A 22,463-nucleotide genomic window follows, 5' to 3' on the forward strand; every position below is an offset into this window, starting at 1 on the left:
AAAAGGGCACTCCTCCAGCGATTACAAAGACTGTACCACATTCAATCGTTGCTTTGCGCTTTCATATTCCTCATGTAATGACATAATAATTTCACGCACAGACTCACGTTTTTCAATCGTTGTGACACCATGTCCTGCCGACCAAATATCACGCCAAGCCTTCACATTTACAAGGTGTGTTAAATCAATAGCCTCTTTTGGCGTTAATGTCGACGGGTCAATTCCTTCTTTTATTAAGGATGGAATTAGCACATTGACAGGCACGCCACTAAAGGCATCTGTATACAAAACATCATCTGTTGTACTTTCGATAACCATATTTTTATAAGCCTCTGGTGCATCTCCTTCATGACAAGCAATAAAGCGAGTGCCTAAATAAGCATAGTCCGCTCCAATAATTTGCGTTGCCAATACATCTGCACCACTTGATATAGCGCCTGATAAAATAATGGTGCCATTAAAGAATTTTTTGACTGCAGCGACAAAGCCGAATGGATTCAGTTGCCCACCATGTCCACCAGCTCCTGCACACACAAGAATTAACCCATCTACACCCGTGGCTGCGGATTTCTCAGCATGCTTGACATTGGCCACATCCGCATAGACCTTTCCCCCATAACGATGCACGATATCAATCACACGCTTCGGGTTGCCAAGCGATGTAATGACAATAGGTGGCTCATATTTTTCAATTAATTGTAAATCTTCTTCAAAACGTGCATTCGCTACTGGATGACATATAAAATTGACGGCCCATGGCTCTGTTGGCAACGCCTCTTTAATCTCTTGAAGCCAGTCTGCGCAAGTTGAAACGGGTCTTGCATTTAATAGTGGAAACGAACCAATAGCCCCTGCCCGACTTGCCTCGATGACCATCGCTGGATTCGAAATTAAAAACATTGGTGCTACAATAATTGGTAAACATGACATACTCTCTCCCCCTTTCTATATAAACATTCGAGCTGTCTTCCAAAATCCCTACTTTAATATTTTTCTACATGCAAGTTTTTATGTAATTTTAATTTTCATTATCGTTCACTCCCAAAAAAGCAGAGTTCTAATAATAAGCAAGTATCTTGTCTAAACTACATCTCACACTAAACCCTTTGCCTAATGCTTACCCATGTTGTGCCAAATTTCCAACGCAATTGGATAGCAATTCGAAATTGCAAAAACTTCATCTACCGAGAACATTTTTACAAAAACTTCATGTATCCTAAGCGCTAAATTTTCAACAGAAGTTACTGTTGGTAGCAGCTCTACAATCATCCTGATTTCTGGGTCATATTCATCCTCAGGTGTGTAATGCAAAAATCGCTTTGGATCCCAATTATCAATGACTTCCTTAACAATTCGATAGTGCTCCATATTACACCTCTTTAACATTTTTCCTCGTAAATATAAAAAGTGCGTTAAACTTATTAACGCACTTCTAGTATAAAATAATTTTCCTATAAATTACAATAAATCCAATGTTTAATTACTCAAATGTCTTTAACTCTTCGGAAATGGCTGTTAAAAAATCTTTCTCAAACGTAATGTAATATTTTCCATCTATCATATCATCTCGAATGCCGGCACTTAACGATACTGATTTAATTGAATGAAGATTTATGTTGTTTTCAAACAATTGTTCTAGTGGTATATTGGCTTCAATTTGAGTAGAAAGTTCTTTTAATTTCGCTTGCGCCATTTCGTTTTTCGTTTTATTCACCACAATTTGAATAAGATTTAATAAGTTTTCTTCCTTTAAATTTCTCCCGTCTGTAGCAGCCATCATTAATGCCACAACCTCTTCCCCATTTAAACGATTCGTTCCTTTTTTGAAATCTAGCCCTACTTTCGTGATAGCTCTTACGCGAGTATCTTCTTGCAAGTCATAATCTATACCGTTTATAGATGCAATCCATGCTGAAAAGGTCTCTAAGTCGATGACCGCATAATAATCAATGGGTAAATTAAATAGGTTGGAAACGGTCGTTCTTACATTTTCTGCTCCTCCTGAACCAAAAGCATAAGCAAATAATAATTTATCGTACACTGTAGTCCCATCATTGTTCGCTATCGGTGCATACGTTTCACGAGGAATCGACAGAACTTTCATAGCGTTTTTCTCTTTGCTATATGTGAGTAAAAGATTTAGAGGTATTCTATCGTCCTCCTGTTCTGCTTTCACCGTAATTAAAGTAGTGACAATTTGATCTTCCTGAACTACTGTTGCACTATTGTTCCCATCTTCATGAAAGCTCTTAGGCAACATCGATGGCATAAATAAAACTAGACATAAGCCTAGCACTAATAATGAAATGAGCACTGGCACAATCTTTTTTGAAAAAGGAACAAGAGACTTCTTTTGTACTCGGTGCTTCTTTTCCAACCTACGAATTTGTTCAAAAACCTTTTGTCGGTCTTCTTGCGTAAATCTTAAATCTTGATTAGAAATCTTCTGCATTTTATCTCTTAATCGCTTATCTTCCATTCAATTCAGCCTCCTTTATCATCGACTCTAATCGTTGTTTGGCTCTTCTTAATCTCGTTTTCACTGTATTCATTGGAATATCCAATACTTCAGCAATTTCATCTGTCTTTAACGACTCGTAGTAGTAGAGATACACCACTTCCCGATACACTTTTGGCAGAGAAAAGATGGTATCCTTTAGTTCTTCATTATTGTATTTATCGATTACTGTTTTTTCTGTTGATGGGTAAATCGACTTCGCTGTTTCATGAATAAAACTTTTTACTTGTACCATTTTGAAATGCCAACTTTTTAAATAATCTTTACATTCGTTAATTGCAATACGATAGAGCCATGTCTTTATATGGGCATCATAGCGAAACGTATCCACGTTTTTGTAGCATTTGATAAACGTATTTTGCACCATATCCTTCGCAATTTCAGTATCTTTCACATATGAAAATGCCAATCGTACCAACTCATCACCATATTCAATCATCATTTTTTCTAATAAGAAATCTTTTTCTGTTCTGTCCATCTACTACCCTCCCTTCCTCTCTTAAATTCTGCTATTAGACGATTAGTAAATGATTATAGGTTCAATTTTTTAAAAATAGTATTTTAAAAAGATTTTCTTTTTGAAAAGATTTACCCATAAGAAGATGTCGATCTAAAAGAGAAAAAGTGTTAGATTGACCACAGTCAATCTAACACTTTTCTATACCGTTGTTGCCCGCTACGGTGCTTTCCGCATTGCACAGTAAGACTGCAACTCTCGTACGCCTCTTAAAAGAATATCCTCTTTCACCTAGTTCGTTTAAGAAAATCAGCAGAGGCTGATTAAATATTGAAGGTCCTGTCGTTAAAGAAATATTACAACAACTGCATATATCTGATGTGAATGAAGTAAACTATATGATAAAAATCGAACTGATTGGGAGCTTTATTCGTTCGTTTGACCCTTCAATTAGGAAGTAAATATTTCATAATAGAAGGTATTATTAAGAAAAGAGGAGAGATACGATGTTCGATCAAGTTGGGTATTTTATTTTACAAGCTCTGTTAATTCTAACAATTTTAGTTGTTACAGTTGGAATCGCGCTTGGAGAAACGCTGATTCGAAAAAAATAACACTCCACCCAAATGGATTTAGTTGAAGTTACTTTCTTCATTACTATTCAGAACAATACTAACACAATTATCCAATAGAAAACCACCTCATCTCTAATCATCTATAGAGGTGAAGTGGTTTACTTTAGGTTTTATTTTACAAACCGCATTTTAATTGTGCACCACAGTTTGTACATGTGTTACAGCCACCCATTTCTTCGACTGTGCCTTTACGACAAACTGGGCATGTGTTCCCTACATCTGAGCCGATAACTGTTGTTGACTCAAGTGCTTGGATCGTATCCACTAATACGACTGGACGTTTTGCATGCTCTTCTACTAATTCTTCTTCAAATGATAATTGATCCATATCATTTTCTTCTGCTTTTAGTGTCAGCACTTGTGAATCACGGCTACCATCAACATAGACCGTACCACCTTTAGCGCCACCTTTATAAAGGCGCTCGTACACTTTTTCAACTTGTTCGACCGTATAGCCTTTCGGTGCATTTACTGTTTTAGAAATCGACGAATCAATCCATTTTTGGATAATGCATTGCACATCCGCATGCGCCTCTGGTTTTAATTCCATTGCCGTCACAAACCATTCAGGTAACTGATCTTCCGATGCTTCTGGATGACGGTCTAAGTATTCTTGAACGATTTCTGCTTTTACTTCAATAAACTTGCCTAGACGACCAGAACGATAGTATGTGAACGAGAAGTATGGTTCTAGACCCGTTGCTACGCCTACCATTGTTCCTGTCGATCCTGTTGGCGCTACTGTTAGTAAATGCGAGTTACGTATACCTGTTGCTAAAATTTGCTCTTTAATGTGCGCTGGCATTTTTTGCATAAAGCCTGTTTCTGTAAAGGCTTTACGTAAACGTGCCGTTTCTTCCTCTGTCGCCCCTACTAGGAATGGGAAGCTGCCACGTTCTTTTGCAAGCTCTGTAGAAGCCTCGTAAGCAGTTTCTGCAATTGTTTTAAAGATTTCATCTACAAGTGCATTGCCCGCTTCTGAGCCATATTCTTTTTCACAATAAATAAGTAAATCCGCTAAGCCCATTACTCCTAAGCCAACTCGACGTTCACCAAGAGCTTGTACACGGTTTTCTTCAAGGAAATACGGCGTTGCATCGATTACGTTATCTTGCATACGAACACCAACACGAACCGTTTCACGTAATGCTTCGTAATCAACTGTTTGATTTTCTTTATTGGCAAACTGCGCTAAGTTGACAGCAGCTAAGTTACACACTGAATATGGTGCTAGTGGTTGTTCACCGCAAGGATTCGTCGCAACAACACTTTGACCATATGCTTTCGCGTTTGTCATATCGTTGGCATTGTCAATAAAGAAAATCCCTGGCTCTGCCGAATATGTTGCACAGACGTTAATAAGATTCCAAAGCTCTTTTGCTTTAATCGTACGATATGTGCGTACTTTATAGCCCATCTTCTCCCATTCACGTACGTCTCCAACTTTATGCCACTCACTATTGTAAACAGCCATTTCTTCTTTTGTATATTCTTCAACCGCTGGGAAACGCAGATCGAATTCAGCGTCCGCTTCAACAGCTTCCATAAATTCTTTCGTTAACGTTACAGAAATATTAGCACCCGTTAAAAATTCTGGGTTATGAACTGTGTACGTTCCACCGTCACGCAATTTATTTTCGGCTTCACGAATAATGCCACTATCGAATCCGCCTAAGCCTTCGATGCCTTTATAATTCACAATGCCTTGATACATTGCTTCTTCTTGCATTGAAAGCGGCTTAAAGTTTAATTTTTCTTTCGCTAGACGAATAATCGTCTCATCTGCTGTATTTTCCATTAGGTATCGTAAAATACGTGGATTTTGCATTTTTGAAATAATAAATTCCACGATATCAGGATGCCAATCTGCCAGCATAATCATTTGTGCCAATTCCCTTGCGCGGGTTCGTTACACCCACTCTCTATGTCGCCATAGAAGTTGAGACCATATCTTACATCTAATTAGATGTCCTCGCACTTCGGAGTGACTTCACTCCTACTCTACTCACTTCCGCTATCCTAGCGTGTTTTCGATGGTCGTTGAACCTTCCTCATCGATAGAGGCTTGGCTGCTGATTGTCTTTATCCCACTACTATTTTTAAGCATTCACGCTTACCGTTTCCAGTTACGTTGTAGCTAGCAGTGCATTTATAATGCGTTTTTTAACATTTTCAAAATCATGTTTTATCTCATCTTCCCAGAAACGGAGTAAATTGTAACCATTTGCTGCTGCAATTTGATTCTTTTCAATATCCCTAGCTTTTATTCGCTTTTGAACTGAATAGAAGGAAGAGTAGAACTTTGGATTTCCATGCCAAAAGTCCCCATCACATTCGATTAAGATATTCGTATCTACTAAGTGAAAATCAAATTGTGCGCCTTCGAGTATAAAGGAATATTTATAGGGAATAGATTCTTCTAGCAGGAAAGACTCAATCGTTCTTTCAATGCTCGTTTTTCTATAGGTTGCTCCCTCTATTTGTTTCAAAGCAGCTTGTCTAATTTTTTCTATCGTTTCTTTGCTGTATATCCCAGTCTTGCCACTATTCCAAGACGGGGTGCCATTCAACTTTCGAGTTTTGGCTGTTTTAGAAATAATAGTTTCAAAATGAAGTTTCTTTTGCTCCATAGACATCTCGTTATGCCACTTGCCAGTGTTTTGTGATCTAAGTTGACTTGCACATTCTTTACTGCAAGTTTTTGTCTGACGATGTTTTTCATCAAACAGTTTTCCACATATTACACAAGTTAAAGGGGCACCTTTTCCTCGACAGCTTCTACTGCAAAATTTATTGGGGATGCCTCGCCTTAGTTTAACTATGTTATTACATAAAACATATTGGCAAGTTACCATTTCTTTTGGATAAAAATGAGAAATTAAATAATCATTTAATGTTAAATTATGCTCATTTTTTAAATGAGTTGTAAACCACCCTTGCTTATTGTGATTAATTTTAAAACCACATATTAAACAAGTTTGAGGTTGCTTCGCATCATAAACTTCCATATTTTTCACCTCGATTAAAGTGATAATATTTCAGTCAAAGAGATCCCAGCAATTCACGAGGTTTGTTTACGCAGAAGCACTAAGATTATCCATACCTCTGCGCGATCCACCCTGTTCGACAAGGTGAGTCAATTTTGCAATGTCATCTAGCCATGATACCGAACCTGACGATTTACCGTTCACACCACGTGCTAACGTGTTGCGAGGACGAAGTGTTGAACCATTTGTTCCTACACCACCACCACGGCTCATAATTTCCATTACTTGCTTGCGGTGATCACTGATTCCTTCACGTGAGTCCGCTACAAACGGCATTACATAGCAGTTAAAGAAAGTTACATCTGTTTCAGATCCTGCTCCATATATGACACGACCAGCTGGTACAAATTTTAATGAAACGAGTTGCTGATAAAATTTTTCAAACCATTCTTGTCGTTTTTCAGCTGTTTTTTCAACAGAAGCAAGCCCTGTTGCATTTCGTTTAGCAATTTGTTCATAAAAAATTTCAAGAGGCTTTTCTAGCACGTCAATTGAACGTGTAATCACACCTGTTTCCTGCTCTTTTGGATCATCTAATGCGCTACGGTAGTCTTCTTCAATCAAAATATCTGCTGTTTTTGTAGCCTTATCAATATGTTGAATTGTTCCTAAACCACGTGCGGGGAATTTTGGATCTGCCTTCACTGTTAATACGACGAAATCACCAGCTTTTAGCGTTTTCTTTTCCGTATCCTTAAACGAGTAGCGGTCGATCATCACAAGTCTTGATACACCTTTATGTGTGATATGCATATCAGGCGTGACAGGGTGAACCTGTGGGAATTGCTCAATATCTTTGTTTAACTGTTCAATTTGTTTGTTTACATCGGGTTGATGATTTGTAAGTACCATCGTTTTGCCTCCCCTTACAATAATAAATACACAATATCATGTGCCGTTAAACACTACATATTGTGTATGTCGCTTTTAAAAAGATACTATATATAGTTTTTAAATTCAACTCTTGCAATTTCGGATAGATTGGTTACTGCTTGCCATTACAAGGTTTAAACGGTGAAAAAATATTTTTCTTATACCACATTTTACTTTTTAAAGTTCCAATCATCATGCGCATATTTTTTTTCCGCTAACTCATGCACATATTTTAATTGCTCCTCAGAAAGTGTAAATGGTTTTAATTCAATTTGCAACGATTTTGCAAAACCATCTCGAAAAGCAGTGACACATTGTTCAATGGACACAGGTTCTTTTACAAGACTATTAATGGCAACTGCCTTCTCTGGTAGCTTTTTGCGCATACGTTCTTTCGCCGCTTCACTTGAAAAATTAAAAACAGATAATAATTTATCCTCATCAAGATCAAGTAAAATCGCGCCATGTTGCAAAATAACACCTTTTTGACGAGTTTGTGCACTACCCGCTATTTTTTTCCCTTCAACGACAAGTTCATACCAACTCGGTGCGTCAAAACACACGGCACTTTTTGGCTGCTTCAAATCTGCCTTTTTTTCCTCTGTGTCAGGCACACTGAAATAGGCATCCATTCCTAAATTATGAAAGCCTTGCAATATCCCTTCACTTAGTACTCGATACGCCTCTGTTACGGATTCAGGCATATTTGGATAGCTTTCCGTAACAATAACGCTATATGTTAACTCATGTTCATGTAATACTGCTCGACCACCCGTCGGACGACGAACAAATCCTATTCCTTGTTCACGTAACGCATCTAAATTAATATCTCTTTTCGCTTGTTGGAAATAACCAATCGACAATGTCGCTGGCTCCCACTCATAAAAACGAATAACAGGGGGAATTAAACCCTCACTATGCCAATCAAGCAATGCCTCATCTAGTGCCATATTAAAAGAGGGACTACATTTTCCTGAATTTAGAAAATACCAAGTTGTCATTATGTCATCTCCTACATCTATCAATCATTTCTAGCCACAATCTAGTTAATTTTATCAAACTCATTGGACTATCGCCAGCGCATCTTTTATAATAATAAAGAAGATAGAAAGGGGTAAGAAGAAATTGGATATACTTATCACAATTGGTGTCGTTTTAGTAGTGCTAATTGCATATATCGCGATTAATGCAATGCGACTAAAAAAAGCCGTAACCAACCTAACACAAGAACAATTTATTGAAGGCTACCGTAAAGCGCAGTTAATCGATGTGCGTGAACAAAAAGAATTTGATGCAGGTCATATCCTTGGCGCACGAAACGTTCCTTCTACAGCATTACGTCAACGTTATAAAGAAATCCGCCCAGATTTACCAGTATATTTATACTGTCAAAATACAGGCCGTAGCGCGCGTGCTGCTCTTTACCTAAAAAAACGTGGCTACAATCAAATCTACCAGCTTGAAGGCGGCTTCCGTAATTGGACTGGTAAAATTAAAACAAAAAAACAATAAGCAAAGTGAATTCAATCAGGCTATAGCGACTATTTAACATAGTCCTTTCCTCAGTGAAGTAGGATACTAGCGCTTGGTTTTTTCATAAAAAGAATCCTTTCCAAATGTTTTGGTAAAGGATTCTTTTTGCTAATATTCAGAGTTTCTTCTATATAATAGTAGTTGTCTAACGACTAACCATCTAGTTCGCTGTCACCATGTCCTTCATCATGCATCGGACAGAAAAAAGTATAACAGCGTGAAGCGATACTCGGCTCATTTTGCAACATAATGTGGTGCTGTAAATGGGCACTGTTCACCCGCTCCATATTCGCTCTAAGCTGCGCCTCCTCTTCTGCTACTTCTTCTTCCGTCCAGCCATATTCCAACGTCTTATTTGCCAAGTCAGCTATTGTTTGCGTACATTCCTCCATAAACGTTGCAATCACTGCTTTTTTATGCGCTTCATCTCCTAATTGGTGAAGTACCCATACATAATCTGCGATCCATTCACCTGTATGGGCATAATGTTGGTAGCCTTTTGCATACCACATAGCGGATTTCTGATAATCCCCAATTCGCCCGTACAACTCTCCTAGCTCTACTTCACCTATAAATCGTTGCTGTTCTTGTTCAATGATTGCTATCCACTTTTTAGCATGCTGAAAATCGTTGGCTAACACAAAACATTCGACAGCATGCATCAGCCCATAGTCCTCGCTTTCATACGATTTTATAAAAAGCTGAGCAGCCTGTTCATATTTTTGTTGTGCCTTGTATAGAGTTGCTAAATTATGCGCTACGACCGGTGATTGAAATCGGTTATATGCTTTTTCTAGCCATTGCTGTGCCGAATGATTGTCACCTCGGCGCATAGACAATTCGCCTAATAATGCATATGGGGAATACGTTTTTGGTTGCCATGCAACAGCCTGCAATGCATAGTGATATGCTTCTTCGTATTGATCCTGTTCTTTATGGTAATCTGCCAAATTATGCGCAACAATACAATTGGGCTGTTCAGAAAATGCATCTAGCAATAATAATTTGGCCTGTTCACTCTCCCCTTCTTGTGCTAACAATCGTGCTGCTTCTTTTACTCGCTCCATTCCTCCACCTCTTTTAGCTTTGTAGTTGTAAAAATAATGATAATGTATTTATTACTCTATGTCTAAAATAACTATTTTTTGTAACAAATATATCATCATGAAACCAATTCTTCTTTTTACCTGCATACTACTGAAAATTGACCCTTGTATTATTGGCTCGTCATTGGTAGGATAAATAATATCTTAAAATAAAGATTGAAGCTATGAATGCTATGGATGAAACTATAGCAGGAGCATTTCTGGAGAGAGCGCAATTAGCGTCGCCGAAGGGTTCACTATCTCAGGCAAAAGGACAGAGGAGTAAGATAAACTTTCACCATGAAAGCTATACCACACGACGAATGTTGCATTGGATATGTTACAAACTAAACCTTCAGTCACGGTATTTTTATTCTGACGTTTACGAGACTAGTGTTGCTACTAGTCTCTTTTTTATTTTCCAGCTAGCGCTTCTACGCATCTTATGGGGGAATAAACTTGGAACAACATCAGTTAAAACGAGAATTAAAAAATCGCCATGTGCAACTTATTGCAATTGGCGGAACAATTGGGACTGGCTTATTTTTAGGATCAGGTAAAGCGATTGCTTTAGCAGGGCCTTCGATTATTTTGGCTTACCTCATTGTTGGGATCGCCTTATTTTTTGTCATGCGGGCACTAGGCGAACTACTATTATCAAACGCAGGCTATACATCATTTACAGATTTCGCCACAGAGTACATCGGCCCTTGGGCTGGGTATGTCACTGGTTGGACCTACTGGTTTTGTTGGATAATGACCGCGATGGCAGATATTATTGCCGTCGGTGTCTATGTACAATATTGGTTTAATATTCCGCAATGGGTACCCGCTATTGGCTGTCTAGTACTGCTATTATTTCTTAATTTATTGACAGTAAAGCTTTTTGGAGAACTCGAATTTTGGTTCGCACTGATTAAAGTTGTAACAATTGTTGCATTAATAATTATTGGATTATTCATGCTATTCACAGGCTTTCAAACAACTTCTGGCACTGTATCAGTAAACAATCTTTGGGCACATGGCGGGCTGTTCCCGAACGGTATTTATGGCTTCCTAATGGCCTTCCAAATGGTTGTTTTTGCTTTCGTAGGAGTTGAACTAGTCGGTGTTTCTGCTGCAGAAACAGCAGATCCGAAAAAAAATATTCCATCTGCCATTAATAAAATTCCACTGCGTATTTTACTATTTTATGTGGGCGCATTAACAGTCATTTTATGCATCAACCCTTGGTATGAAATGTCTGCTACAAGCAGTCCATTTGTACAAGTATTTTCATTAGCAGGTATACCTATCGCAGCAGGTATTATCAATTTTGTTGTGCTGACATCTGCGGCTTCAGCAGGCAATAGTGGTTTATTTTCTACAAGTCGTATGCTTTATAATCTTGGCCGTCACAAGCAAGCATCCGCATCTTTTGCTAAGCTAAATAAAAACAGTGTGCCAAGTAACGCACTTGTTCTTTCAGCCATCGTTGTATCAATAGGAGCATTACTGAGCAAGCTCATGCCAGAAAACGCCTTTAGCGTCGTAACAACGATTAGTGCTATTTGTTTTATTTGGGTATGGAGTATTATTCTAATCTCGCATATTATCTATAAACGTAAAAACCGCGCACTCCACGAAGCGTCGATTTTTAAAGCACCATTGACACCTTTTGTGAACTATTTAGTACTTGCTTTCTTCGCGTTTTTGTTAGTAATTATGTTGATTTCCGAAGCGACTAGAACAGCGCTTTTACTAACACCTATCTGGTTTATCGTTCTTTTCATTCTTTATAAAAGCAAAAATATCAACAATAGATAACAGCAATTTTATAAATTCGCGACAAATCCACTTTAAGACGCAATCACAATGCATTGCGTCTTGTCTTTCATTATAATAGATGATTAAACCGCCTACAGTTCTCCAATTAACCAACACTACTATATGTAGCTATAGAACTAATATTGCTATCGCCTTATACTATCAAGTTGTCAGGCGATAATAGGGATAAAAAAACGTAGATAAGCCTCGGTGCTTATCTACGGTATTTTTCACCTTATTAAAAAATCGTCATATTCCACTCATCTGCAACATGCTTAAGTAATTTTACACCTGCTACACTATTTCCGATATCATCAATAGCTGGCCCATAAATCCCGATGCCACAACCAGCTGGGAAAGGTGATTCCAAGCTTGCGTGATTGGGAACAGCCGCAACAATGGCACCAGAGACACCACTTTTAGCTGGCAAACCGATAAAAGCAGCAAACTTACCTGATGCATTATACATACCACATGTCACCATTAGGGCTTTCGCTAATTTAGCCACTTGTTTTGGAAAGAGCTGAATTTTTCGTTGTGGATGATAGCCATCATTCGCGATTACTAAGCCAATCATTGCTAAATCCGAAACATTGACTTCAATTGCACATTGCTTTAAATAAACTTCCAATGCTTCTTCAACTGGACAATCTAAAAAGCCCGAATCCATTAAATAGTAGGCTAATGATCGATTGCGATTAGCTGTTTGCCATTCAGATTGAAACACTTCTTCGTTTACCTTTAACTGTTTGCCAACCATTTGTTCTAAAAACAATAGGATTTTCGCCACTTTCTCCTGTGGCGAATTGCCATCCAGCATTGAGGACACTGTAATCGCTCCTGCATTAATCATCGGATTAAAAGGTTTCCCAGGCTGATGACTTTCAAGACGAATAATGGAATTGAACGTATCCCCAGTAGGCTCAACATCTACCCTTTCTAAAACATAAGGCAACCCTCGGTCCATACAAGCTAAAATAAAGGTCACAACTTTTGAAACACTTTGGAGGGTAAATAATTCCGTTACATCTCCTCCAACGATTTGTTCACTATTCGGTCCGATAATGGAGATGGCTAGTTGTTGTGGATCTTTTTGTGCTAAAGCTGGAATATAGCTGGCACATTTCCCTTCCTTAGCAAAGGGACGGAACTGCTCAACCCACTGCCCTATCGATTGACTATCGTGATGTTCAACTTGATGATGATGTATTCGCATTGCTGTGCTCTCCTTTTCTAGTTAAAAACAGAGCCCTCATAGCTTGAACTACGAAGACTCTATTTGATTCATCTAAGTCAACCATGTATTGTAGCGTCTATCATAAATTATGACAAAAGAAAATGTCTAAACAGTTACTGCTTTTCGGACTTAGTATACACAATGAATGACTTCTCAAACCTTACCTTAAATATAATACCAAATTATCCCCTGTTAGACTAAGACAAAAATAGTATGTAAGGTTTGTCTTTCCCCTTACATACTATTTTTACAGATTACACAGAAGTCTGCTTACAGATCGCCTGCGTACATATTCTTATACAGATTTTCTAGTTTTTTAGAGAGTTTACCATAGGCTGTTTGCCAAGCTTTGCGAGCAGCTTCATTGCCATTTGTATCAGATACATATAGCGCATGAACCTCTGCTACTTTTTTCAAGTCATTCTCTGCTTGTGTCAGCTTCGAATAATTTTTTACGACGCTTTTTTCAGAAGCAGTTAGTTTATCGTAAGCAGTGCGAATTTGCGTCACTTTCGCTTCTAAATTCGCAATATAATCGCCATTTTGGACAAGTGAATTAATGTCCTCTATTAACGTTAATGCAATATCGTTTGCTTGCTGAAGTTCTTTCTCCTTGGCGATAATTTGTTGGCGAACATTTTCACTGACTAAACTCATTTGTTTAGATGTTAGCTTCGCAAATGCTTTAATAACCGTTGTTGGATTGCTTACAAACGACTTATCGTATTGCTTCATAAATGACTCTACCTTTTTAACATCTGCAATAGCTGCTGTTAAAATTGACGCATTTGTTACGCGTTTTTTATCGCTGGAACTTAGTTTATTATATTGGTTCGCCAAGTTTTGAATATCCTGTATGGATACTTTATATAAATCATCCGTTTCAATTGCCGCAATATCTTGTATTAATTTCGAAATATCAGGTGCAGTCGTGTCTACTAAACGATTTTTTAATAAATCCTCGTACTGCGCTTTCGCTAAATGCTGTTGATTAGCAGGCAGTTTCGCATAAGCCGCTTCGACTGATTCAATTTTTTTCGTTTGCTTTGCAACATCTAGTTCTTCTCGAGCTGCTTGTACTTTTTTATGGAATGCTCTTACCCCAGTAAGATCTTTTGTCGCTGTAGTTAATAAATCATAGTTTGTTACATATTTTCGTGCTGGAGATGATAATTTTTTATATTGCTTTGTTGCCTCTTCTACTTCCGCTTCAAATTGCGTAAATGTATAACTTGTTACATTGGCGAAAGCTTGTATTTTAACTTTCAGTGCTTCCGCATCTGCCTTATCAGTAGGTTCATTGCCATTATTCCCTACCGTTATATTAGGAGAGCTATTTAAAAATTCCTGCGCATTATAAACAAGTGATTGCTGTAAAGTCGTTAATTTATTGTATGCTTTTAGTGTATTACTGTAGCTTGTTTTCAGCTTACTTTCTGTCACGCCAGCGGTGTTAGCAAGCTTTTTATAGCCATCTATATCTTTAATCACTTTTTCTGCCGCTTTAAAGTCTTTTTGCAAGATTAAAATACGATCATAGTCGATAATTTTAGCCGCTGAATTTTTTGTTAAACTTTTATAATCCGATACGATTTTATTAATATTGTTCACATAGCCTTGCCATGAATCTGCTGTAGGCTTAATTTGATATTGCTTATCACCAATATACGCTTTAATTTCCGCATTCAAACGATTGATCATATCCTGCTCAGCATTTTCCGCATTAAGCAACTTCACTTTATAGTCATTTGGCACTAAAAGCAATTGTTTATACGTTAATTTTTCATAGCTAGAGCGAATGGATTTAGCAATTGTCACCTGCTTGTTCGCTGTCGTATTCGCTGTCAATTTATCAAAAAGTTTAATAAACTGTTCTATCTTTTTCAAATCTTGCTTAGCGTCTTTAAGTATCGTTTGATTTTGTACAGCTACTTGATAATTTTTCGATAGTTTCGCAATATCAGCTTCTATTTTGTTTACCGCTAGCTGTAACGCTTCGACACTGTTAGGGGCATACTTAATGAGCGCACTATCATAGTTTAATAGCGCCACAATCTCATTATTAATTCTTCTCACTTCCGCTAAATCTGCGGTATCAGATGGTTCTTTTACTAAAGCTTTAATACCACTGTACAAAGTATCATTTACGTCTAAACTACGTTGTAATAAATCAAGCTTGTCATAAGACGCTTCTAGTTCGCTAATATATTTCGCTAGGTCTTTTTGCTCAACTGTTTTAATATTGTCTAATTGCTTATTTAATTTGCTAATAGCCTCAACATCTGCCAATGCACGCTTTAGCACATCATAGTTCGTAATGCTTGCCTTTGCAGTAGCTGAAAGAGCTTGGTATTTCGTTTCTAATGCTTTTACATTCGCTTCAAATGATGCAAAATCTGTTACCTGATACTTGCTATCGCTTTTGCGTAAGTTCGTAATGCTCGTCACAAGTGTTTCAATTGGCTGTTTCGAAACTGTTAGCACTTCTGTGAAATCAGATTCCACTCTCTTAGTACCGACTTTCGCGATTACTCTGACCGATATATCTTTTTTATTTGTTTCAAGCGCATCTTTAGGAATCGTATAGGACTCTGTATTTACTCCCGAAATAATCGTAAACACATCACCCGTTTTATAAAACCATTCATAGCTATATGTAATTTGATTACTTTGAATTACAGCACCCTTCGTATCAGTAACTTTAGCTCCGATTACTTTCACTGTGTCACCAGGTAACACATTATTTTGAGGACCGTACCCCTCAAAAGAAGGTTTCTCAATTTTTAAGGACAATTCTGGTACCACTATTGGGTTACTCGTATATTTAGTATCTGTCGTCGTCACAGCCTCCACTAGGACTGTTTTACCCTCTGCCTCTACTGGTAATTTAAATGTAGCCTCTGTTGCACTAGGAATCGGTTTATTGGAACCCCCTTCAACATAATACCACTGATAACTTTTTATGTATGTACCAGCTGGTGCACCTTTTAAGTCGGCATTAAGCGTTACACCTACTAAAGGGTTACCTGTTATTGTAAGGGTCGTTACTTCTTCTGCCCCTGCTACAGCAGGCACAACAAATGCTGCGGGAATAGCCGCTACTGTAAAAAGATATTTTTTATTCAAAACGTGTTGACCTCCTTTTTATTGCCTACGATATATATCGGTAAATAAACAAAAATTTCCCTTATTATTGTCAAACAATCTAAAAAAGTAAATTCTACCTAATTTCCAGCGCAGTTCTAGTATTCTTTTGATTGTTACTAACTGAAGTACATACATCAAACAGGGCTCTATTCCATACATATTTACAAAAACATAAATCGACGTACAGTAAACTAACAATTAACAAAAGAGGCATCTCTATAGAGAAACCTCTTCTTTCTTTGTTTTAATTATCATTGTCATCATATACGGGTATCTCCAAATAATAAGATTCATATCACGGGGCGCAACTATTCCACTTTTTTTAAAATGCTGTCGCTTTCATTTTAATAGAATCTCTCAAAATTACTTCTCTTGTAAGATTTCTTCTAATTCGTTTAATCCTTTCCTAAGTAGAATAAAGTTCGGGCGTTTTATAATATCCGTATCTTTTACTACCAAGTTTTGCAAATGCCGTCGTAATTCTTTCGTATAAGCTTTCACAAATGCCTTAAATTCAAATGTATATTGCCATTCTTTTGAATTAGAAAAGACATCAAAATTTGTAATCACAATATATTTCTCTACTTTTTAAAGGTATAGACGTTAGCATTTCCAAAAGTATCAAGAACCTGTTTCTTACACGTTCGATGTAACTCAATTAATTGTCGACTAAATGTAATGATGATTGTACTATGCAAAGTTGTGGAGAAGAGTAAAGTTTCTTGATTATTTTCAAGTACAAATACTTCTAAATAACTGTCGAGATAAAAATCCGCACGAATATTTTTACTTTTTAGAACCGTTACATCATCATCTTCAAGATCAAATCTAATTTTCATTTTTATTTCTCCCCAATTTATTGGTATAATTTTTACTAAATAGTTAAACTTTTGTTAAGTGGATTAAAGTTCGGCCGCTTCATTATATGCGCTTTTTCAGTTACCATCTCTAGTAAATATCATCGTAACTCTTTAACGTAAGCCTTCACAAATGATATACTTCTTTATTTTCTTATCACAGAGGTTCCACTATATAGTCACACACTCTTCTCAGCTTTCAATAATTCTAATGAGGAAATGTAGTCTTAAACATAAAAAACACTTGTTGCTTATTAGGCAATCAAGTGAATAAAGTTCCGTTCTTTTGTATGGATTCTACAATTTATTATTCTTTAAGGAAAACAAATTTTAATTTAAGACAATATAATTAGAAGTTGATAAAAACACTATAACCATCTTCTATCGAACATCCACTTTCCTCATTGAAACTCAGTTAATTCTTCACCAATCTCTTTCTCTTAACGCTTCTTCGATATCTATATCAATCTCAAAATATTGTAAAATTTCTTCTACTGTTATGGCGATTGAATCTCGTGCCACCGTTTCAATTTCACTATCGTGTTCATAAAACTCATCCTGTAGTTCATTGATTGCTACAGTCATTTCATCCAACTTTTCCAGCACCTCTTCAATGGTATGATTGCCCTCTTCAATAAAATGGACTAATTTCATAATATTTTCTTTAATTTTATTTACTAAAAACGTTGGATAATACGAATCTTCGTACATATCCGACAAGTATTCGAATTTAGCATCAAGTTTTTTCACAATGGTTCCTCCTTTGATGTTGATTGTCCTATTAAAAACACTTCTCACAACATATAATACCATTTTTATTCTATCATAAAAAAAACTTACATTTAACCACTTAATAACACTATGTAAGTTCAACAAAGTCTGGACTACGTATATTACCTTCTTTAACCAATAGAACACCTTTAATTTTTTCTTTTCTGCAAGCTTTCACAAAAAACTTCATCTACAACTATCTCTTCTTTTGATTCTTCATTCTTACTATATGGTATCCATTTAGGGAATCTGGAATAAGAGCAATAAAATTAGGCGATTCCATTCATAGTTCATTCCTTCTACATATTTTTTTCAGTAAACCTTTCGTGCAAAACCCAATCTAAATAAATGGGCGAAGTATCTCTATCATTGACTAACATAAAATATTACATTAAGTTACCTCTATCATTAGCTAGTTGGTTATTCGAAAATTTAATTAAGTCTATTGCGAGATGCAATCGCATTTTTTAAACATAAGCCAAGCTCAAGAACTCACTATAATACTTTAGATTTTCTTAATTTTTACATTCGCACCCAAAGAAATAAAATAAATTGCTAAAACTAAAGTATTTTCCCCATATCCCTCAGCTATTAGAAACTCATTACTCTTTGTACATGGGCTTCGTTTTTACTTTTCTAAACTGACTTTTTGAAAATTGCCCTATTCTTACCGCCATCTTCTGCTTGAATATTGCTCGTAAAAATTATCAATATCTTCCTGACTTAGTATTTTCATATCATTAAAAAGACTATCAAGAATATCTTCAGCAATCACTACGTCTTCTACACAACCTGTATTCTTTGCCAGAAGTTCTACCGCTACTTTTATTATATCCCCTTTGTCTGCTTCAGATAGAGTACTATCATTATAAACTTGAATTATTAAATTTTTTATTTGTTCTTTAGTCTTTTTGTTTTCAATGTAATCTTCCTCTTCACTTTTGAATTGCTCATTGTAGTAGTTCTTTAAAAAATCTCTAATTTTGTTGATTTCACTTCGATAATCTATTTTCATAATTTAACGGTCCCCTCCCTTTTTTTATGTTTTTTTAAAGATAGAGAACTTACGAATTGGCGCTAATAAGAAAATGCAAAAAGGAAGTTTATCGACGATATAAAAAAGGTATCCATAAAATTCCCGTTTGGGCATTGTAAAGTTATCAGATTATTATTATGGGGTCAGCATTGACTAAATTTTAGGGAAAATAAACGAGAAAAAATCTTATCCTAAAAGTAAATAATTTTTTAACTAAAAAGAGTAGTTCTAAAATCAATTTGATTTTATGACTACTCTTTTGACATTAAAAGTTAGCGTGAAATTTAGTCTGTAACATATAGGATGACATTCGTTTACTTTGTTTTTTTCATAAACTTACTTTATTTCATCATTTAATCAGAAAAAAGTTCCATAGCTTTTTCTTGTAACTCTATTCCAATGTCCTCCAGTTGCTCTAATAAATCATCTTCAAAGTAACCAGATTGAAATGAAAAAGCACCATATATATCAACCATAGCTAAAGCAAGTTTTTTAGGAGCTGTTTCTTTATCTTTGTAGAAGTGTATCAATATGTCTAATGCTACTCTAACCTTATTAAGTAACTCAGTGTCTAATTCTTTGTTCAATCTTAATTTTACTGGAACCGAATTGTCAGATACTAGTCCATTATATACAGTATCAATTGCTTGCTGTATTTCCATAACCTCACTACCTCTTTTTTGCAAATTTTCATTAGAACCTATTTTCCTTAGAAGAAACTACGTAATTATAAGGACGTCCTTTAAACCCTGATGCTTTAGCCTTTTCTGGGGTTGATACCTCAATAATGCTTTTATTTCCAGCTGCGTCTTTTACCATATCATCTGTATCAAACTCAGAGAAGGGACAAAGCAATAATTGAATACCCATGTCACTAAATTATCTGCGGAGATTTCTCCACAGAATTTCCCAATATGTCAGAATTATCCAGAATGAAATACTCATACAGAATCGTATTGCCATCCCATACAAAATAAGTAGCTCTACCTTCAGAACATTTCTCTATCCGCCAGCTAGTGCATTGTATTGCATAGAGGCTGTCCACTGAGTTTGCTCGGAGCCAGAGGCTGTCATTTGCAAGACATTGCCCAACTCATTACGCGTGACATCGTTTTAACACTTAGGCTACTTGTCATTGCCCACCTCGTTATAGCTACTGGCAATCCACTGGTCTTTTTGCCATTCCTTGATCACTTGTTCAGATAGGTCTCGTTCTAGCTTGACGGTTACATGCTCATTTTATGTCTCTTATAATGAGCCGTTTTTGTCATAGTTAAATGTTTCCTACGTACCATCATAGTAGTCAGAGCGAATAATATTTCCTAGCGCATCGTGCTGATACGCTGTTCAATGATTATCTGGTCGTTGAATCCGTTGCACGAATCCTGCTAGACTTCGCTCATACGATTTTTCCATGTTATCAAAGTCGTTTTCCTTGATATTATGGCCTCTGGTATCGCGTTCAAAGGTTACGCTTCGCCTTTTTCATTGATAGTAGCGGTTAATTGCTCCTCTGTATCGTAGGCATTGTACTTTAGTTGAACGTCGTTACCGTTACCCTCTTAAACTAATACTTAATACTCATTGCTAAAACAAAATTAATAGAAAATAGACTCATTATGACTTAAAAAGTCATGGCGAGTCTATTTCTATTAGAACATGGGCTTTGTTTTTACTTTTCTAAACTGACGTCTACTTTTTGAGAATGACCTAGTCCTTATCGCCATCTTCTGCTTGTATATTGCTCGTAAAAATTATCAATATTTTCCTGACTTAGTATTTTCATATCATTAAAAAGACTATCAAGAATATCTTCAGCAATCTCTCCGTCTTCTGCACAACCTGTATTCTTTGCCAGAAGTTCTACCGCTACTTTTATTATATCCCCTTTGTCTGCTTCAGATAGAGTACTATCATTATAAACTTGAATTATTAAATTTTTTATTTGTTCTTTAGTCTTTTTGTTTTCAATGTAATCTTCCTCTTCACTTTTGAATTGTTCATTGTAATAGTTTTTTAAAGAATTTCTAATTTTGTCAATTTCACTTCGATAATCTATTTTCATAATTTAATCGCACCTTCCCTTTTTATGAATAGTATAGGCACTTTTATGTATTTCACCTTGTATGAGAACCTCAGCATCTTTCTTTTCATAGCTAGATGCTGGATCTTTAAACGCTTACCTGTTTGAGGATCAATCCCATTAGATATATCAAAAATTTTGTTAGAGTCTAACTCATCCGTATCAATAGCAATAATTGTATTTGATCGTCCATAAAACTTAGCAGTACGTTTCTTTTTCGTAGCTGATAAGTCAGTTTCCTCATTGTTTGCGGATGCCTTCGTAGCACTATCTATACATGTATAGATACCATCTTCAACCCATTCATGCGAAATCATTTTTCCGTCCCATAAAAAGTAGTTTCCCCATCAATATTTTAGTGATTTGAAGATAATTTGGCCAAGTCCACAAGAGAGACGGTTTCTTCTTGTTTTTGATACCACTCTTCCTTAATCAAATTACTTGCTATTTTCTTGTATTGCGCAGTTATCAGGCCAAATACCGAAGCAACATAAAGCAAATACTCTACAGATTGGGCATCTCTTTTTTTATATTCATAGCAAATCAATTTTAACACATAATCCGAACGCTTAAAGTCATCAGCAGTGTAAAGATAATCTGGATAAAACTCTTCAAAAAAATCTCCTTGTGAAATCTCATTCTTAAAAAGATTTAAAATCAGTTCAGATTGTCTTTCAGTAAACAGATCACGCATTTCGAGTTGTTCCATTGCATTTCTTTTAATAGTTTCATTGTTAGATTTAGAAAGAGATTTTAATTTTTCAATAGAGTCAGGGCTGTTTATATTACCCAGACCCCAAATACATTTTACAGCTAATGCAAAATTATCATCGTAATCAAGATATTCAAGTTCATGAAATACAGCTTTATAAAGTGATTCAACAGCGTTTAATGGCTTTAGTTTTGATAGTGTAAAAGCAATGTCTTCATGAGATTTGTGCCAATCCGCTTCAATAAGGCTACATAGTACCCTTGTATAATTTAAAGTGAACAAGTCAAATTTAGAAGCAACAAATAACATCCATCTAACAGCTTCCACATCTCGAATTTTATAAGCGCCATACAGTAATTTTAAAACATATTCAGAGTCTATACCGTTTGGAAAAAAAGCATCTATAAATTCTTTCTCAGTCATTTCATTCAACCATAATTTGCGAGCCATTTCTATCTCCATCCCTGTCTATCTCCTTTCGCATACCTTAAAACTTTCAATATTGTCATTAAAGATTTCTAGACCTTTTCCTAGACCTATATTAATATTTGGATCCTCCAACTTAAACAGAACATTATTAGTGTTCCACCCCTTTTTCGCTTCCGGCATGTTGCGTCATACTTGAAAGTTACTTCTGTCTTATCTGGCTTCATGACCTTAGCCATC

Annotated in this window: 20 protein-coding genes, 2 pseudogenes and 1 riboswitch; of the genes and pseudogenes, 2 read left to right on the plus strand and 20 right to left on the minus strand. The window is 36.3% G+C overall.

All coding sequences use genetic code 11. The features are described from left to right. Positions 1–21 precede the first annotated feature (21 nt). The 8 genes and pseudogenes from I5435_RS14210 to I5435_RS14245 form a co-directional block, all read right to left on the minus strand. The gene (locus I5435_RS14210; protein WP_337982474.1) at positions 22–930 is read right to left on the minus strand and encodes an NAD(P)H-dependent flavin oxidoreductase; all 909 of its coding nucleotides are present in this window, start codon (positions 928–930) and stop codon (positions 22–24) included. Positions 931–1,110: 180 nt separating this feature from the next. Continuing rightward, complete coding sequence (locus I5435_RS14215; RefSeq protein WP_025219932.1) at positions 1,111–1,368, minus strand: DUF1871 family protein; 258 nt, start codon at positions 1,366–1,368, stop codon at positions 1,111–1,113. Between the two features lie 112 nt (positions 1,369–1,480). Beyond that, entirely contained in the window at positions 1,481–2,479 is a 999-nt protein-coding gene (locus I5435_RS14220; RefSeq protein WP_337982475.1) for an LCP family protein, read from the minus strand. Beyond that, positions 2,469–2,996 carry a sigma-70 family RNA polymerase sigma factor gene (locus I5435_RS14225; RefSeq protein ID WP_024361204.1) on the minus strand — a complete coding sequence of 176 codons (528 nt, stop codon included), beginning with the start codon at positions 2,994–2,996 and terminating at the stop codon, positions 2,469–2,471. The genes I5435_RS14220 and I5435_RS14225 overlap by 11 nt, the downstream gene beginning before the upstream one ends. A 729-nt stretch (positions 2,997–3,725) precedes the next feature. After that, positions 3,726–5,510, minus strand: a pseudogene (locus I5435_RS14230) (vitamin B12-dependent ribonucleotide reductase); the annotation flags it as partial. A gap of 226 nt (positions 5,511–5,736) precedes the next feature. Beyond that, a complete protein-coding gene (locus I5435_RS14235; protein WP_108029736.1) occupies positions 5,737–6,618 on the minus strand; it encodes a DUF559 domain-containing protein in 882 nt (293 codons plus the stop codon). A 93-nt stretch (positions 6,619–6,711) separates the two neighbouring features. Continuing rightward, positions 6,712–7,509 (minus strand): annotated as a pseudogene (locus I5435_RS14240) (ribonucleotide reductase N-terminal alpha domain-containing protein); the annotation flags it as partial. A 191-nt stretch (positions 7,510–7,700) separates the two neighbouring features. Beyond that, positions 7,701–8,531: a lipoate--protein ligase family protein gene (locus I5435_RS14245; RefSeq protein ID WP_024361207.1), complete on the minus strand. Its 831-nt coding sequence runs from the start codon at positions 8,529–8,531 to the stop codon at positions 7,701–7,703. Positions 8,532–8,655: 124 nt separating this feature from the next. Here I5435_RS14245 and I5435_RS14250 point away from each other — a divergent pair, with 124 nt between their 5' ends. Continuing rightward, positions 8,656–9,042 carry a rhodanese-like domain-containing protein gene (locus I5435_RS14250; RefSeq protein ID WP_024361208.1) on the plus strand — a complete coding sequence of 129 codons (387 nt, stop codon included), beginning with the start codon at positions 8,656–8,658 and terminating at the stop codon, positions 9,040–9,042. Between the two features lie 173 nt (positions 9,043–9,215). Here the strand turns inward: I5435_RS14250 and I5435_RS14255 are convergent, their stop codons facing one another. Beyond that, a complete protein-coding gene (locus tag I5435_RS14255; RefSeq protein ID WP_337982476.1) occupies positions 9,216–10,130 on the minus strand; it encodes a tetratricopeptide repeat protein in 915 nt (304 codons plus the stop codon). Positions 10,131–10,359: 229 nt separating this feature from the next. After that, positions 10,360–10,436, plus strand: a riboswitch (glycine riboswitch). Positions 10,437–10,607: 171 nt separating this feature from the next. Here I5435_RS14255 and I5435_RS14260 point away from each other — a divergent pair. Then, a complete protein-coding gene (locus tag I5435_RS14260; RefSeq protein WP_024361210.1) occupies positions 10,608–11,954 on the plus strand; it encodes an amino acid permease in 1,347 nt (448 codons plus the stop codon). A gap of 238 nt (positions 11,955–12,192) precedes the next feature. Here the strand turns inward: I5435_RS14260 and I5435_RS14265 are convergent, their stop codons facing one another. The 11 genes from I5435_RS14265 to I5435_RS14315 form a co-directional block, all read right to left on the minus strand. Beyond that, positions 12,193–13,170: a glutaminase gene (locus I5435_RS14265; RefSeq protein WP_025219938.1), complete on the minus strand. Its 978-nt coding sequence runs from the start codon at positions 13,168–13,170 to the stop codon at positions 12,193–12,195. A 291-nt stretch (positions 13,171–13,461) separates the two neighbouring features. Beyond that, positions 13,462–16,317, minus strand: coding sequence for a hypothetical protein (locus tag I5435_RS14270; RefSeq protein ID WP_337982477.1), 2,856 nt, complete (start codon positions 16,315–16,317; stop codon positions 13,462–13,464). A gap of 384 nt (positions 16,318–16,701) precedes the next feature. Further along, complete coding sequence (locus I5435_RS14275) at positions 16,702–16,908, minus strand: hypothetical protein (RefSeq protein WP_337982478.1); 207 nt, start codon at positions 16,906–16,908, stop codon at positions 16,702–16,704. A gap of 11 nt (positions 16,909–16,919) precedes the next feature. Beyond that, the gene (locus I5435_RS14280) at positions 16,920–17,177 is read right to left on the minus strand and encodes a hypothetical protein (protein WP_337982479.1); all 258 of its coding nucleotides are present in this window, start codon (positions 17,175–17,177) and stop codon (positions 16,920–16,922) included. A 441-nt stretch (positions 17,178–17,618) separates the two neighbouring features. Beyond that, positions 17,619–17,945 (minus strand): DUF5713 family protein, encoded by a 327-nt coding sequence (locus tag I5435_RS14285; RefSeq protein WP_337982480.1) that lies wholly within the window; start codon positions 17,943–17,945, stop codon positions 17,619–17,621. 688 nt (positions 17,946–18,633) lie between these two features. Continuing rightward, a complete protein-coding gene (locus I5435_RS14290; protein WP_337982481.1) occupies positions 18,634–18,981 on the minus strand; it encodes a hypothetical protein in 348 nt (115 codons plus the stop codon). A 374-nt stretch (positions 18,982–19,355) separates the two neighbouring features. Next, positions 19,356–19,664, minus strand: a complete 309-nt coding sequence (locus I5435_RS14295; protein WP_337982482.1) for a hypothetical protein — start codon at positions 19,662–19,664, stop codon at positions 19,356–19,358. Between the two features lie 31 nt (positions 19,665–19,695). Then, positions 19,696–19,872, minus strand: a complete 177-nt coding sequence (locus I5435_RS14300; protein WP_337982483.1) for a hypothetical protein — start codon at positions 19,870–19,872, stop codon at positions 19,696–19,698. An 847-nt stretch (positions 19,873–20,719) separates the two neighbouring features. Beyond that, positions 20,720–21,067 carry a hypothetical protein gene (locus I5435_RS14305; RefSeq protein WP_337982484.1) on the minus strand — a complete coding sequence of 116 codons (348 nt, stop codon included), beginning with the start codon at positions 21,065–21,067 and terminating at the stop codon, positions 20,720–20,722. Beyond that, the gene (locus tag I5435_RS14310; protein ID WP_337982485.1) at positions 21,064–21,402 is read right to left on the minus strand and encodes a hypothetical protein; all 339 of its coding nucleotides are present in this window, start codon (positions 21,400–21,402) and stop codon (positions 21,064–21,066) included. The genes I5435_RS14305 and I5435_RS14310 overlap by 4 nt, the downstream gene beginning before the upstream one ends. A 38-nt stretch (positions 21,403–21,440) precedes the next feature. After that, the gene (locus I5435_RS14315; RefSeq protein ID WP_337982486.1) at positions 21,441–22,259 is read right to left on the minus strand and encodes a HEAT repeat domain-containing protein; all 819 of its coding nucleotides are present in this window, start codon (positions 22,257–22,259) and stop codon (positions 21,441–21,443) included. Between the last annotated feature and the right edge of the window lie 204 nt (positions 22,260–22,463).

The organism is Lysinibacillus sp. C5.1 (assembly GCF_016350185.1).
Lineage (GTDB): Bacteria > Bacillota > Bacilli > Bacillales_A > Planococcaceae > Lysinibacillus > Lysinibacillus sphaericus.

Coding starts and splice junctions, on each gene's coding strand:
- I5435_RS14295 (WP_337982482.1), bottom strand. CDS start 19,664: ATGGAAATACAGCAAGCAATTGATACTGTATATAATGGACTAGTATCT.
- I5435_RS14300 (WP_337982483.1), bottom strand. CDS start 19,872: ATGGGTATTCAATTATTGCTTTGTCCCTTCTCTGAGTTTGATACAGAT.
- I5435_RS14280 (WP_337982479.1), bottom strand. CDS start 17,177: ATGAAAATTAGATTTGATCTTGAAGATGATGATGTAACGGTTCTAAAA.
- I5435_RS14235 (WP_108029736.1), bottom strand. CDS start 6,618: ATGGAAGTTTATGATGCGAAGCAACCTCAAACTTGTTTAATATGTGGT.
- I5435_RS14215 (WP_025219932.1), bottom strand. CDS start 1,368: ATGGAGCACTATCGAATTGTTAAGGAAGTCATTGATAATTGGGATCCA.
- I5435_RS14255 (WP_337982476.1), bottom strand. CDS start 10,130: ATGGAGCGAGTAAAAGAAGCAGCACGATTGTTAGCACAAGAAGGGGAG.
- I5435_RS14265 (WP_025219938.1), bottom strand. CDS start 13,170: ATGCGAATACATCATCATCAAGTTGAACATCACGATAGTCAATCGATA.
- I5435_RS14305 (WP_337982484.1), bottom strand. CDS start 21,067: ATGAAAATAGATTATCGAAGTGAAATTGACAAAATTAGAAATTCTTTA.
- I5435_RS14225 (WP_024361204.1), bottom strand. CDS start 2,996: ATGGACAGAACAGAAAAAGATTTCTTATTAGAAAAAATGATGATTGAA.
- I5435_RS14210 (WP_337982474.1), bottom strand. CDS start 930: ATGTCATGTTTACCAATTATTGTAGCACCAATGTTTTTAATTTCGAAT.
- I5435_RS14245 (WP_024361207.1), bottom strand. CDS start 8,531: ATGACAACTTGGTATTTTCTAAATTCAGGAAAATGTAGTCCCTCTTTT.
- I5435_RS14315 (WP_337982486.1), bottom strand. CDS start 22,259: ATGGAGATAGAAATGGCTCGCAAATTATGGTTGAATGAAATGACTGAG.
- I5435_RS14220 (WP_337982475.1), bottom strand. CDS start 2,479: ATGGAAGATAAGCGATTAAGAGATAAAATGCAGAAGATTTCTAATCAA.
- I5435_RS14290 (WP_337982481.1), bottom strand. CDS start 18,981: ATGAAAATAGATTATCGAAGTGAAATCAACAAAATTAGAGATTTTTTA.
- I5435_RS14310 (WP_337982485.1), bottom strand. CDS start 21,402: ATGATTTCGCATGAATGGGTTGAAGATGGTATCTATACATGTATAGAT.